This is a genomic window from Tunturiibacter gelidiferens, from assembly GCF_014201335.1.
In the GTDB taxonomy this organism is placed as follows: domain Bacteria; phylum Acidobacteriota; class Terriglobia; order Terriglobales; family Acidobacteriaceae; genus Edaphobacter; species Edaphobacter lichenicola_E.
Map to the genome: position 1 here is coordinate 25,653 of NZ_JACHEB010000013.1, position 14,067 is coordinate 39,719.

Sequence of the window (14,067 nt, forward strand, 5' to 3'; positions counted from 1 at the left end):
GCGTATACCCGTCTGGGCAAGATAAGCAGCATCGGGCCTCCCGCTGGTCGGCTCCATCTTTGCTCCGACCAGTGGAGAGCCACGAAGTGACCGCCCCACGCGTAAGTGGGCCGTCTAGCAAGACACGTAGGGATGAGAAGATAGAAGGTGAATGAACGTTTCGGTAGAGCGGCTGCGGGTCTGGTTGCTGGCGGGCGCTGGCCTGCTGGTGCTGGTGATCGCTTCTTTTCTGGGGTATGCGCACTATCGAGCGCACCGGTTTTTGACGAATCTGCCAAAGAAGCTTGGAGTGAACGTCCGCCGAGAGACCAATGGGTTTACGTACTCGCAGTCGGTGCAGGGCCGGACGATCTACACGATTCATGCGGCCAAGGCGGTGGAACGTGCGGATGGCAAGGTGACGCTGCATGACGTGGGAATCGTCTTGTATGGGCGGAAGGAAGATCGGGCCGATCGGATCTACGGAAAAGAGTTTGAGTATGACCAGAAGAACGAGGTCATACGTGCCGACGGGGAGGTGCATATCGATCTGCAGGCCCCTGCGGCGGCAGATGCGAACGCGAAGATGGACTATTCGGCAGGAAAGGATCTGCATCACACGCCTGAGCAAAAGCAAGAGCATGAGGCTAAGGATGGGCGGCTGATTCATGTGACGACGAGCGGGCTGGTGTTTTCGCAAAAGCAGGGTGTGGCGGCGACGGACAATGACATCGAGTTTGAGACAGGTGGACTGACAGGACATGCCGTGGGGGCGGATTACAACTCGGATTCGGGGATAGTGGTGCTGCACTCGGCGGTGAAGGTGAATGGGCTGGAACGTGGCAGGCCGGTGCTGTTGACGGCGTCCCGGGCGGAGCTGGACCGACAGCATGAGAGGGCCTTGTTGACTCAGGCGAAGTATGTCGCGGTGGGCGACAAGGGTGGTGCGGGAGAGACCGCGCAGGCGAGAGATGTTGTCGTGCATTTGAGGCCGGATGGAACGGTTGAGCGGGTTGAAGCCGAGGGAGAGGTGAAGCTGACTAACGGGCTGGGCAGCTCGATGGAGGCTCCGCGGGGGGAGATGACGTTGAGTGCGCAGAGTCAGCCGCAATCGGCGGTTATGCAGGGCGGGGTGAAGTACACGGCGGACGAAGAGCTGCGGCAAGGTAAGGGCGAGGCGGCTGAAGTACGGACTGCGTTTGACAAGGCGGGTCACCCGGAGCATGTGGTGATGACTGGTGCGGTGCATTTTAAGGAGCGGGTTCGGACGGATGCGATGGGTGACGAATGGGGAGAGCGCGAGTTGAACGCTGGACAGATGGATGTGGCATTGTCCTCGGATAAGGCGGGGAAAACGCTGCTGCGAGATGCGAAGGCCACGGGGAATGCGCAGTTGAAGGTGATGAATCCGGCTGTCAGAGGTGGCGGGGCCACTAGCAGCGCCTTAGCGGGGGACGTTTTGACGTCTCATTTTGTGAGGGTGGGAGATGCAGACCATCTTGCGGAGGTGCATGGAGATGGACACACCTCGATGCACAGAGTGGATGCGAAGGGAGTGGTCGAAACGAGTTCTGGGGATTCGCTGGTGGCGTACTTCCGTCCAGTGACTGCGGGTACGGCGCGTGGCTCGGACGTTGCCAGCAAGGGGCAGGGGGCAGATGAGATTTCGAGCGCAACTGAGCAGGGGCATGTCGTGATGACGGAGCTGCCGGTGAAGAAGCCGGGGGATTCTGCCGCGCCGGTTGAAGAACGCGTGACGGCGGAGCGAGCGGTTTACGACGGGGAACTGGAGCGGACAACGTTGACCGGGAATGTGCAGGTGAGCGATGGAACGAGTGTGCTTTGGGCGGATCGTGTGGTGAGCGAGCAGAAGACGGGGGACGCCACCGCTGATGGTTCGGTCAAGGCAAGTTTTAGTCAGGCGGGTAGTGCGCAAGAGCCGGCGCATGTACTGGCGGCAAGAGCAGAGCTGAAGCATGACTCGCAAGTGGCGATATTTTACGGAGTGGCTGGCAAGCCTGCGCGATTGTGGCAGGGGGCTTCGCAGGTCGATGCTCCGGTGATTGAGTTTGAACAGAAAGATAAGAGACTGCTGGCGCATGGCGCGGGGCTTGGTGCCCCCGGGGCAGTGCATACGGTGTTGGTGAGTGGCGGGCCTGGCGCGAAACCAGAGGCCGCCAAGGCTGGCAAGCAGGTGGGTGGGGGGAAGACGAGCGTGTTGCGGGTGGTCAGCCGTCAGCTGGTGTATTCGGATGAAGCGCGGAGGGCAGACTTCACGGGCGGGATGCAGGTGGAGAGCGCTGATGGGAGTATGCGGGGGGAGCGGGCTGTGGTTTATCTACAGGCGGCGAAGACGGGGGGTGTTTCTGCTGACGGCGTGAAGAAGACGGACAGTGCTGCTGGGGAAGGGTTTATGGGCGGCAGTGTAGAGCGAGTCGTGGCGAGTGGGCATATCGAGATACAGCAGCCCGGCAGGCACGCGAGCGGAGAACAGCTTGTGTATACGGCCAGTGATGGCATGTTTGTTTTGACTGGAACAGCGAAGGTGCTGCCGAAGGTTGTGGACGACCAGCGAGGGACCGTGACGGGTACGTCTTTGCAATTCCATGCGGGAGATGAGAACGTCGTGGTTTCTAATGAAGGAGACAGTGGCGTGGGGCAGCGAGTGCGCACGGAGACGCGGGTGAAGAACAAGTAATGAAGACGTTATCGACGGAGGAGATAGGCAAGTCGTACGGCGGCCGCCAGGTGGTGAAGGGGGTGAGCCTCCAGATCGAGCAGGGCGAGGTGGTGGGGCTGCTGGGCCCGAACGGTGCGGGGAAGACGACGAGCTTTTATATGATCGTTGGACTGGTGCGGCCGGACGCCGGGCGAGTGTTGGCGGATGGCCACGATATCAGTCGATTACCGATGTATCTGCGGGCGAGGAACTATGGCATCAGCTATCTGCCGCAGGAGCCTTCGGTGTTTCGCAAACTGACGGTGCAGGACAATATTCTGGCGGTGCTGGAGGCGCAGCAGTTGAGCTGGGAGAGTCGTCGCACACGGACAGAAAAGCTGATTGAACAGCTGAATCTGGGGCATGTGAGGAAGACACGGGGTTATGCGCTGAGTGGGGGAGAGCGCAGGCGGGTGGAGATTGCGCGGTGCCTGGCGATCGAGCCGGCTTTTATTTTGCTGGACGAGCCCTTTTCGGGAATCGACCCGATTGCGGTGCTGGATCTGCAGGAGATTATCTTCGGATTGAAGAAGAGTGGGATTGGGGTGCTGATCACCGACCACAATGTGCGGGAGACGCTATCGGTGACAGATCGCGCTTATATCATTGCGGAAGGGAAGATTTTTAAGACGGGAACGCCTGGGGAACTGGGACGGGATCCTGAGGTGCGGCGGATCTATCTGGGTGAAAACTTCTCGATGGGTTGAGAGACTGCGATCTTACAACTTCTGTTGTAAGACTGAGATGCTATCGGTGGAGGGCGCTGAGCCTTTGACAGGGTTAGACTTACAGCGAGATCGAGATAGGCGGTAGACTATGGCAAAGCCCAGGGAATAGCGCTCTTTTGTAATTAATTGCACAATGAGCACGAGACGTGCCAAACGGCACATTCAGAACAGAGTCGAAGTGATCTAGTCGAAGAGGGGTTAAAGTGCTGCTGCAACCGAAGCTGAACTTGAAAGTCTCGCAAAGACAGGTGTTGACGCCTGGACTGGTGCAGATGGTCAGCGTGCTCGCGCTGAACAAGCTTGAGCTCAGGGAGATGATTAACACCGAGATGGTGGAGAATCCGGTGCTGGAGGAGTTGGAGGAGACGGTCGTCTCGCTCGACGAGAGAGCGGGGATTGAAGGAGACCGGGAGCGATCGGCCGAAGAGGTTGCGGCGGAGAGCGAAAGGGTAGAAAAAGACCCGTTCGATGAGATCGATTTTGGCAGCTACTTTCAGGATTATCTCGATCCGGGTTTTCGTACCGCCTCGAACTTTGAAGAGTATGACAAGCCGTCGTTCGAGAACTTTCTTTCACAGCCGAGTACCTTGAGCGACCATCTGGCGTGGCAGCTGGGTTCGTTGACGCTCAGTCCGGAGGTTCGAGCCGCGGCGGAGTTGGTCGTGGGAAACCTGAATGAGAATGGCTACTTGACGGCCAGCGACGAAGAGTTGGTCGAGGCTCTCATGCAGATGCAACAGCCCGAACGGACGGCGCCGATTCCGTTTGAACGCGGGACCAAGAGCAGGCCACCGCACGTGTGGGATGTTCCGGAGGGCGCTGAGGGCGAAGACAACGCTGTGCAGGACGGGTCGGTCGATTTAGCGGCAGCGTCGGATGAGACTGTCGGGGCGCTTTTAGCTGCTGTCCGCGAGGCGCGGAAAGTGGTGAATTTTCTCGACCCAGTGGGCGTGGGATCGAGAGATTTGCGCGAATGTTTGCTGATTCAGATATGCGCTCAGCAGGGTGAGGCATCGTTGGTCCTTCGGCGGCGCCAGGCTCACGCGGCAGCTGCGGCTGCAAAAAACGATGAGGCCAGTGAAGAGGACTATGGCGCGGTAGAGGTGGTTGCAGCTGTCGACAACCCCGGTCGCGAAGACGTGTTTAGCATCGCGACGCATATTGTGACGAACTGCTTGCCGTTGTTGCAGAAGAAAGATATGCGCGAGCTGACACGGAGCTGCGGACGCACGGCCGATGACGTGAATGCTGCGGTTGAGTTTATCCGGACGCTCGATCCGAGACCCGGGCAGCGCTATAACCAAAGCGAAACGCGGCTAATAGAGCCAGATGTTGCGTTTGTGAAGCGCGATGATGTCTATGTCGTATTGATGAACGAAGAGGATATGCCTACGCTTAGGTTGAATCAGGGATATCGCAAGATGCTGCAGCAGAAGCAGACGGAGAAGGAAGTCAAAGAGTATGTGAAGGAACGGTACAAGTCGGCGATCCAGCTGCTGCGAAATATTGAGCAGAGGAAGAATACGATTGTGCGGACTTGCGAAGTGATCGTCAGGCGGCAACAGGAGTTTTTGGAGCACGGGGTGAATGCGCTGAAGCCGATGATGATCAAGGAGGTTGCGGAGGAGATAGGAGTGCATCCTTCGACGGTCAGCCGCGCGGTGGCGAACAAGTATGTTCATACTTCGCAGGGCGTATTCGAACTGCGCTTTTTCTTCTCCGAAGGAGTGAACGGGCCGGAGGGCGGCGATCTGCCGCTGGTTCTGTTGAAGCGCAAGGTGAAGAAGCTGATTGAAGAAGAGGATGAGCGGAAGCCTCTGACCGATGATCAGCTGGCGGCTGAACTGCAGCGGCAGGGGATTCAGGTGACCCGAAGAACGGTTGCGAAGTACCGGGAAGATATGCAGATTCCAAGCACGCACCAACGTCGTGTACGCTGATCGTCTGCGAGAGATCTGGATCGATCGCAGGGACGAGGTGAAACGTATGGACGTGGAGTACACCGGCAGACAGACCACCATCACAAAGAAATTGAAGTTGCAGGCGGAGGAAGGGCTGGCTGCGGTTGCAAAGATCGTCGGCAACTCCGCCAGCGTGCATGTGATTCTTTCCACGGACAAATATCGTCAGATCGCCGAAGTGACAGTGAAAACCAAGCACCAGAAGATGGTGGCGCGGTGCGAGGATACGGAGATGATCGTCGCGTTGCATGACGCGCTCGCGAAGATAGAACAACAGGCGATCCGCCATAAGAAGAGGTATGGGACGATCAAGCGGCATCCGAAGTCAGATCCGAAGTCCGCGGCGGCTGAGGTTGTGGCGTCGCCTACGCGTAAGGCTGCCCTGGTAAAGGTGGCCACTAAGACCAGCGTGGGACGCAAGGCGGTGCCGATGCTGGTGCATTCCTTTCCGTCGCACTCGCCGCTTGCGGAGCCGCATGTGGTGCGTTCGAACGAAGCCGTTGCGCTAAGGCCTATGTCGGTAGAGGAGGCGGTAAAGGAGGCCGCGTTTCGAGACCGTGAGGTGTTTGTGTTTCGTGACCACAAGGGGCAAGCGATGGTGCTCTATCGCAAGCGTGATGGAAAGATGGAGCTGATCGAAGTTCCTTAGACCGAGGTGCTAGGATTTCTGCATGGCGAGGAAGCAGGTCACGAAGAGTTCTGTGAGGTCGTCCGCGAAGGCAAGCAAGAAGGTCATAGCGGCCGTGCTTCCGAAACATCAGGGAGAGTTGGTTATTCTGACTGGGCTTTCCGGGTCGGGAAAGCTGTCGGCGCTCAAGACCTTTGAAGACCTCGGCTATTACTCGGTAGATAATCTTCCGCTTGAGTTAGTGCCTCGCTTCGCGGATCTTGTGAGGCAGTCCGTAGAGATCAAACGTGCAGCGCTGGTGGTTGATGTGCGTGAGGGAATGCGGCTGGATGAGTTTCCGGCGATTCTAAAGAAGGTTCGCAAGGTGCTTCCGACACGGGTGCTGTTCCTGGAGGCTAGTGAGGACGCGCTGATTCGGCGATTTTCTGAAACCCGTCGGCCGCACCCGATGGGACGTAGCAATACGGTGGTGAAGTCTATTCGAGCGGAACGCAAGCGGCTCGACCCGATTCGCAACGTAGCCGATATCGTGCTGGATACGACCAAGTTCAACGTGCATGATCTTCGGGCGCATATCAATTCGCAGTTCGAACGCGAGGAGACTGGCCGGGGTTTGGTGATCTCGTCCAACAGCTTCGGGTTCAAGAATGGTGTTCCCACAGAGGCGGATCTGGTATTCGACGTGCGCTTTCTGCCGAATCCTCATTTTGTACCGGAGTTTCGCAAGCTGACGGGAAAAGATCCCAAGGTGGCGAAGTACGTGCTGCAATTTCCGCAGACGAAGGAGTTCCTAGATAAGACTACGGAGATGTTGAAGTTTCTGTTGCCTCACTACATTAAGGAAGGGAAGAGTTACTTAACGGTGGCGTTTGGATGTACAGGAGGGCAGCATCGGTCGGTCTTTATTGCGGAAGAGATGAAAAAGAGATTGGCGCAAGAGGGGTATCGCGTGAACACCGCTCACCGCGATATGCCGAAGTAGCAGACCGCAAATTTCTGAAGCGCAATAGAATAGTAAGATGCGCAGTGCGATGGCAATGATCGGGAGAGTGACGGCTTGAAGCGCATCTGGCGATTGTTGCTGTACGTTCGTCCGTATGCTCTTTACTCCCTGGCGTCGGTGGTTTTGATGGCAGTGGTAGGCGCGATGGCTGCATTCCGCGTCCTGCTGGTGAAGCCGATCTTCGACAATGTGCTTAGTCCGGATGCTTATACGCATGATGTGCTGGTGTTTCCTCACGTACCCATTCTTGGAAGACCTCTGAATCTGCACTTTCTAGTTCCCAGTTCGTTTCATAATGCGTGGACGGTGGTGGCGTACGCGTTGGTGGTCTCTGCGCTGGTGAAGTCGGTCTGTGACTATGTAGGCACGTACCTTGTGAATTATGCGGGCTTCGGGATGATTACCGACCTGCGCAATGACCTATACAACGCGGTGTTGAGACGATCGGTGGGCTTCTTTCAGAAGCATACGACCGGCACTTTGCTGTCGACGCTGATCAACGATATAGAGCGCGTGCAGACGGCAATGTCGAGTGTGCTCGGTGAATTTCTGCAGCAGATCTTTACCCTGATTTTTATGATCGGCGTAGCAATTTTTTATGGCGGGAAGCTGGCCTGGGTGCTGCTGCTGTTTGTTCCCGTGGTGATCTCTTCGGCGCGACGTATTGGAAGGAGGGTTCGACAGACTACGCGCAAGGGACAGGACAAACTGGCGGAGATACAAAACATCCTTCACGAGACGATTACGGGCAATCGAATCGTGAAGGCCTTCGGGATGGAGTTGTGGGAGATGAACCGCTTTCGGCGCGCCGCAAGGCGGTTATTCAGCGCCAACTTGCGGTCGGTGAGCGTGCAGGCCATTAGCTCTCCTTTGATGGATGGGTTGGGCTCGGTTGCGATAGCGCTGTTACTACTGCTCGGGCGCGAGCGCATCAAGAGCGGCTCGATGACGATTGGGTCGTTTATTTCTTTTCTGATCGCCGTGTTTACGCTATATGATCCGGTGCGGAAGTTCGCTCTGTTTTATAACAGCTTTCAGCAGGCGCTGGGTGCGAGCGAAGAAATCTTCAAATTTATGGATGCGCAGGATGACGTGCAGGAGAAGAAGCGCGCTTTTGCGTTGAAGGGATTCGAAGAAGAGATTCGATTTGAAGATGTCGGCTTTGCCTATGAAAGCGATGGAGAGGTGAGGCAGGTTCTGCAAGGGATCAATTTGAACGTGAGGCCTGGGGAGGTCATTGCGTTTGTAGGGCCGAGTGGCGCAGGGAAGTCTTCGCTGGTGAACCTGATTCCTAGATTCTTTGATGTCAACGAAGGAAGGATTTTGCTGGACGGACACGACCTCCGCGATGTGACGATTGCGTCGCTACGGCAACAGATTGGGAAGGTGACGCAAGAGACGGTGTTGTTCAATGACACGGTGCGGAACAATATTGCGTATGGTCAGCCGGATGTTCCGATGAGCAGAGTGGAAGAAGCGGCGCGAATGGCGCTCGCGCATGAGTTCATTCTCAACATGCCCGATGGATACAACACGATGATCGGTGAGAAGGGGACTCGACTGAGTGGTGGAGAACGCCAGAGGCTCGCGATTGCGCGGGCGATTTTGAAAAATGCGCCGATCTTGATTTTGGATGAGGCGACGTCTGCACTCGACATGGAGAGTGAGCAGTTTGTCCAGGCGGCGTTGGCAAATCTGATGCAGGGACGGACAGTGTTCGTGATTGCTCATCGCCTGTCGACAGTGCGTCGAGCCTCTCGGATCGCAGTGATCGAAGGCGGGAGAATCACGGAGATTGGTACGCATGACGAGCTGATGCAACAATCGGGGACCTATCGACGGCTTTACAACATGCAGTTCAGCGAGGATGACATTGCGCCTGCCAGCAGCGAAGGTGCTTTGCAGGTCGGGTTGGAGGGGATTGCGTGAAGGATATTTATTCGATGACCGGGTACGCCAATCTGCGCGGTTCGGTGCGGGATAGCGTCGCCTTTACGTTGACGATGAAGAGCGTGAACCACCGGTTTCTGGATCTTCATCTCCGGCTGCCTTCTTCCTGCGACGGACTGGAGGTTCAGATGCGCAGGCTGTTGAAGGAGAATCTGCGGCGGGGGCATATCGAGGTGACGCTGCAGGTGGAGCGTAGGGCAAACGTCGAGATTCAACTGAACCCGGGATTGCTGGAGGCCTACGTACACGCCTTTCGCGAGGCTGCGTCGATGCATGGTGTGTCAAGCGAGCCGGACCTGAATGCGATGCTGCGCATACCTGGTGTGATGAGCACTGAGAGCGTCGGTGGAGCGGCCGAGGTTGAGGGTCTTGAAGCGGCAGTACTATCGCAGGTTGTGCCGTTGATTTTGAAGCTGAACGAGGGGCGAGCGCTGGAGGGTGCTTCGCTGGCTGCGGAGTTGAAGGCTTCGATGTTGCGGCTGCAGGCGTTTGCGGAGGAGATGGCTGGCTTGAGGAATGGAGTGCGCGAGGCGCAGTTCGAACGGCTGCGTAGTCGGCTGATGGAGTTGACGCAGGGCGTTCCGGTAGGTGCGGAGCGGCTGATGGCGGAGGCTGCAGTGCTGGCGGAGAAGAGCGATATCGAGGAGGAGATCGTTCGTCTGCGGACGCATGTGGAGCGCTTTGTGGCGATGTTGGACGAAGGCGGAGAGCTAGGCAAGCGGCTGGACTTTCTGTTACAGGAACTGAACCGTGAGGCGAACACGATGTTGTCGAAGACCAGCGGCGCGGCGGGCGAGAACAGTCTGCGGATTACCGAGCTGGGACTCGAGATGAAGGCGGAGATCGAGAAGGCGAGGGAGCAGGTTCAGAATCTGGAGTAGTTCTTTGGATTCGATTGTTAGACTGGCAGAAACAAGTTGAATAGGTGATTGAGGCGCATGGCAGGAATACTTTTTATCATTTCGGCGCCGTCGGGTTCGGGGAAGTCGACGCTTGTGAGTCAGCTACGGACGCTGGTGGAGGGGTTGGATTTTTCGATTTCGTATACGACGCGTGCGCCGCGGGGGTCGGAGACGGACGGACGCGAGTATCACTTTACGACCCGGCAGGAGTTCGAGCGGATGATTGCGGAGGGAGACTTTCTGGAGTGGGCGGAGGTCTTCGGGAACTACTACGGGACGGCAGTGTCCGCGCTGGCGCATGCGAAGGATGCGGGGAAAGACTTGTTGCTGGACATCGATGTGCAGGGCGCGATGCAGGTGATGAAGAAGATGCCGGACGCGGTATCGATCTTCGTTCTTCCGCCGAGTCCTGTGGTGTTGGAGATGCGACTGCGAAACCGGAGCGAGGCGGAACATGTGACCTCTGAGAAGGTGATTCAGAGCAGGTTGGCCGAGGCTCGGACAGAGTTGAAGCGGATGTGGGACTACAAGTATGCGTTGGTGAATGATGTTCTCGACCAGGCTGTTTCAGAGATGCGGGCGATTGTTTTGTGCGAGCGCGGCGAGCGGGACGGAGTGCAGGCGCTGGCATCGAGTTGCAGGACCGACGCTGCTTCTCCTCGTCTACGAGCTGCATTGAGTACCTTTCACGAATAAGTGCTACTTATCCACTACGAATTGTGTATGGCTTTTTACTGTGGTGAGTTATAACTTCTGCATCGGGGTGAAACGCATGACGATTGAAAATGCTTTCCACAATAAGTACAGCCTGGTTAAAGGTGCCGCGCGTCGTGCGCGGCAGCTACAGTCCGGCGCCTCTCCTCTGATCGTGGCCAAGTCGATGAAGGCTTGCCGCGTAGCACAGGATGAGATCAAGCAGGGACATGTGAAGTTTGTTCTGCCGGAGCGTGTTGTAGAGCCAGTGCTCGATCTTCCTCCGCAATAACCGCGATACCATAGAGCCATGGCAGGTGAAGCAGAGCAGCAGCTGCGGGCTTACGTGGAATATCTTCGCGACATGGGCGTCCATGACTTCTATCGTCAGGGCGAGCCGGTGTACGGTGGTGCCACGGCTGTTCCTTCGGTCGCGACAGTCGATCTAGCTGCCGTTGTCGAATCTATGGTGGAGACGCAATCGCTGCCCACGAAGGCGGCGGTCGTCGAACATCAAGTTGCTTCTGTTCCAATTGCTGCTGCCCAAAGTTCTCCTGTCCCAAGTCGACCACAATTTCTGGAGCCTCCGATTGCGAAGCTTGTGAGTTTCGACGATCTTGTACCCCTGCCTGCGACTCGGGTTGATGCGGAGCATAAGGCGGAGGCGTTGACTGCCATTCGTGCTGAAATTGGTGACTGTACGCGGTGCCCGCTGGCGTATGCGGGCAGGCGAACGATTGTCTTCGGCGATGGCGATGCGAATGCGCGGTTGATGTTTGTCGGTGAGGGGCCGGGCGCGGATGAAGATACCTCGGGAATCCCGTTCGTCGGCAAGGCTGGGCAACTGCTCAACAACATGATTCAGGCGATGGGCCTGAAGCGGGAGCAGGTTTATATTGCGAACATCGTGAAGTGCAGGCCGCCGGCGAACCGGGTTCCGGAGCCGGTCGAGGCAAATACCTGCGATCAGTTTCTGTTGCAGCAGATCGACGTGGTGCAGCCCCAGGTGATCGTGGCGCTGGGGTCTACGGCTGCGACGTACCTTCTCGGGGTCAAGCAGTCCCTGAGCGCCCTGCGGGGCAAATGGCACAGCTGCAGGGGAGCGAAGCTTGCGGTGACGTACCATCCGGCATACCTCCTGCGCGATCCGGGGATGAAGGGTGAAGCGTGGAAGGATCTGCAGAGGGTGATGGCGGAGATGGGGCTAAAAGGCGCGAGTCGAGGCTGAGGGTGGGGTACCCCCCCTGGTTGCCTGCGTATAAGTTGCTTATTCTGAATGATATACACGTTCATCGCCTCGCTAAATTCGTCTAAATAAAAGGGTTGCGGCTAAATTCGTCCAATCAAAGGGTTTAGGGATGAATGACGAAAAGCCCGAGCAGAAGCTCAGGCTTTTTCCATCTCTATCCAGTTTACGTGATTGGAGGTAACTGATACGCCACGCCTATGTCTATGATTCGGTTTAGCTTATGGGCTTATGGGGCTTGACAGATGTTTTCGTCTTGATGGGAACGGGGCGAGCGCGCCATCTATTGTCGATACCGAACCACTAGGTAAGACCATATTTGGAATCTGAAAACTAATGTCAGTTTGGAATGAGAACCCGACGTTTCCGAGAACGCGATTTTGCGGGAACCCCGGTCGAATTAGTAAACACAAGCGCGTTTATGGAGAGAAGTCAGCGGACCGCCGCCAGTAGACTTCGACTATGTCCGTCGATGCACAGCCGCTGAGGATGTACATCAGTCCAGAAATCAGACGGCGGTGCGCTGGTTGCAAGGCAATACGATACTTAATTGCTGGTCGAAGCTGTTGTCTCGTTGTTCGCTGGATCCAGTTCGCACAGTCTGTCACTTGCCGCGTTTGGCGATGAAAGCCTCGTTGAACTATTGTCCGCCGGCTCTTGCTCTTCGTTCATTCGGTCCTGGGTAGTCCCTCACGGAGGCGCAAACCGGGCATTTATAGGAGATCTATATGCGCAAACTCAAAATCATCGAGCATATTTCGCTCGATGGCGTCATCCAGATGACCAGCAGTCCGGAGGACGATTTCCCATACGGCGACTGGACCGCGCCGTATCGTTCGCCTGCCGGGTTACAGATAGTAAACGAGATGTACGGCAAGACCTGCGACTTGCTGTTTGGCCGCCGAACCTACGACATACTGGCGAGTTTCTGGCCTAAAGCGCCAAAGAGTCCGATGACGGACCGCCTGAATGCGGCCACGAAATACGTCGTAACTCACAGACCGGAGAGTCTGGAATGGGGTCCATTCGAGGCCATTGGATCGGACCTCGTGGATAACGTCCGACGCATTAAGGCCAGGAAAGGCCCGGACCTGATCGTCGCGGGCAGCTCGACGCTGATTTCCGTGCTGCTGGATAACGGACTGGCGGACGAGGTGGTTATGCTGGTCAATCCTATTGTGCTGGGCAAAGGCAAACGCTTTTTCGAGGGCGGATCACTGCCACGCGGATTTGCGCTGGGCAGCACCATGGCTCTCCCGTCAGGCATACTCGTCAACGTCTACAAGCTTATTCCCACGCTGGCCGAGGAGGCCCTGTCCCGCGCCAAGCTGGAACGCGAATTCGAGATTGCCCGCGAGGTGCAGGAGCGCTTGTTCCCGCAAACCTTCCCCAAAGTTGCGGGCGTAGAGATGGCCGCGCACTGCAGACCCGCCCAGGCAGTCGGCGGCGACTACTACGACCTCATCGACATCCGTGAGAGCTCGCTGGCCGAAGCAGGGCATGCGCCCGGAGAAAACATCTCTTCCGCCAGCGGAACAACGGCACATGGCTGCGACCGTCTGGGTATCGCGATTGGCGACGTTAGTGGCAAGGGCATGTCCGCCGCCCTGTTGATGGCAAGCCTTCACGCCAGCCTGCGCGGTCAAGTGCTGAGTGGCGCTGGCGATCTGGGGACCAAGATTGCCAATGTCAACCGCCTTCTCTACAACGCGTCCGACTCCAACCGCTATGCCACGTTCTTCTACGCCGAACTGGACTGCGCCTCGCGCACATTGCACTACGTCAATGGCGGACACAATCCCCCTGCGGTGCTGCGCAAAGAAGACGGCGCCTGGCGAGTGCTCCGCCTGGGAGACGGCGGCCCCGTCATCGGGCTGCTCGCCGGCGCGCTCTACAAGGAGCAGATACTTCACCTCCTCTCCGGCGATATTCTGCTGGCCTTCACTGACGGCATCAGCGAAGCCATGAACGTCTCAGAAGACGAGTGGGGCGAAGACCGAATGATCGCCGAGGCGCAAGCGCACGCGGACCTGAATGCCGAGGAGCTGCTGCAGCATTTGTTTCGTGCGGCCGACGCCTTTGCTGCCGGCGCTACGCAGCACGATGACATGACAATCGTCGTACTGCGACTCTGAGTGTGAGATTCTCCCGTTGATCTTCGGTGCGATTGCTGGCAGCGATGCTGGCGGCCACGATCGGAACCAGAGATAACTTTGATTTCGCCGGAGCTCAAAATGTATTCTGCCAGGTATTCTGGT

At 57.1% G+C, this 14,067-nt stretch carries 11 protein-coding genes; all 11 read left to right on the forward strand.

Annotation, left to right across the window (positions count from 1 at the left end; all coding sequences use genetic code 11):
* The first annotated feature begins 151 nt into the window (after positions 1-151).
* The 11 genes from HDF14_RS22275 to HDF14_RS22325 all read left to right on the forward strand — a co-directional run bounded on the left by HDF14_RS22275 (position 152) and on the right by HDF14_RS22325 (position 13,944).
* A complete protein-coding gene (locus HDF14_RS22275; protein WP_183980973.1) occupies positions 152-2,677 on the forward strand; it encodes an LptA/OstA family protein in 2,526 nt (841 codons plus the stop codon).
* Entirely contained in the window at positions 2,677-3,405 is a 729-nt protein-coding gene (gene lptB, locus HDF14_RS22280) for an LPS export ABC transporter ATP-binding protein (RefSeq protein WP_183980974.1), read from the forward strand. The genes HDF14_RS22275 and lptB overlap by 1 nt, the downstream gene beginning before the upstream one ends.
* A gap of 224 nt (positions 3,406-3,629) precedes the next feature.
* On the forward strand, positions 3,630-5,366 hold the full coding sequence (rpoN, locus tag HDF14_RS22285; RefSeq protein WP_183980975.1) for an RNA polymerase factor sigma-54: 1,737 nt from the start codon (positions 3,630-3,632) through the stop codon (positions 5,364-5,366).
* Between the two features lie 46 nt (positions 5,367-5,412).
* A complete protein-coding gene (hpf, locus tag HDF14_RS22290; RefSeq protein ID WP_260698513.1) occupies positions 5,413-6,036 on the forward strand; it encodes a ribosome hibernation-promoting factor, HPF/YfiA family in 624 nt (207 codons plus the stop codon).
* A 22-nt stretch (positions 6,037-6,058) separates the two neighbouring features.
* Complete coding sequence (gene rapZ, locus HDF14_RS22295) at positions 6,059-6,997, forward strand: RNase adapter RapZ (protein WP_183980977.1); 939 nt, start codon at positions 6,059-6,061, stop codon at positions 6,995-6,997.
* 75 nt (positions 6,998-7,072) lie between these two features.
* Positions 7,073-8,947: an ABC transporter ATP-binding protein gene (locus HDF14_RS22300; RefSeq protein WP_183980978.1), complete on the forward strand. Its 1,875-nt coding sequence runs from the start codon at positions 7,073-7,075 to the stop codon at positions 8,945-8,947.
* Positions 8,944-9,849 (forward strand): YicC/YloC family endoribonuclease, encoded by a 906-nt coding sequence (locus HDF14_RS22305; protein ID WP_183980979.1) that lies wholly within the window; start codon positions 8,944-8,946, stop codon positions 9,847-9,849. The genes HDF14_RS22300 and HDF14_RS22305 overlap by 4 nt, the downstream gene beginning before the upstream one ends.
* A 57-nt stretch (positions 9,850-9,906) precedes the next feature.
* A complete protein-coding gene (gene gmk, locus HDF14_RS22310; RefSeq protein WP_183980980.1) occupies positions 9,907-10,566 on the forward strand; it encodes a guanylate kinase in 660 nt (219 codons plus the stop codon).
* 76 nt (positions 10,567-10,642) lie between these two features.
* Positions 10,643-10,855 (forward strand): DNA-directed RNA polymerase subunit omega, encoded by a 213-nt coding sequence (rpoZ, locus tag HDF14_RS22315; protein WP_183980981.1) that lies wholly within the window; start codon positions 10,643-10,645, stop codon positions 10,853-10,855.
* An 18-nt stretch (positions 10,856-10,873) separates the two neighbouring features.
* Positions 10,874-11,791 (forward strand): uracil-DNA glycosylase, encoded by a 918-nt coding sequence (locus HDF14_RS22320; protein ID WP_183980982.1) that lies wholly within the window; start codon positions 10,874-10,876, stop codon positions 11,789-11,791.
* 746 nt (positions 11,792-12,537) lie between these two features.
* A complete protein-coding gene (locus HDF14_RS22325) occupies positions 12,538-13,944 on the forward strand; it encodes a SpoIIE family protein phosphatase (protein ID WP_183980983.1) in 1,407 nt (468 codons plus the stop codon).
* The last annotated feature ends 123 nt before the right edge of the window (positions 13,945-14,067 follow it).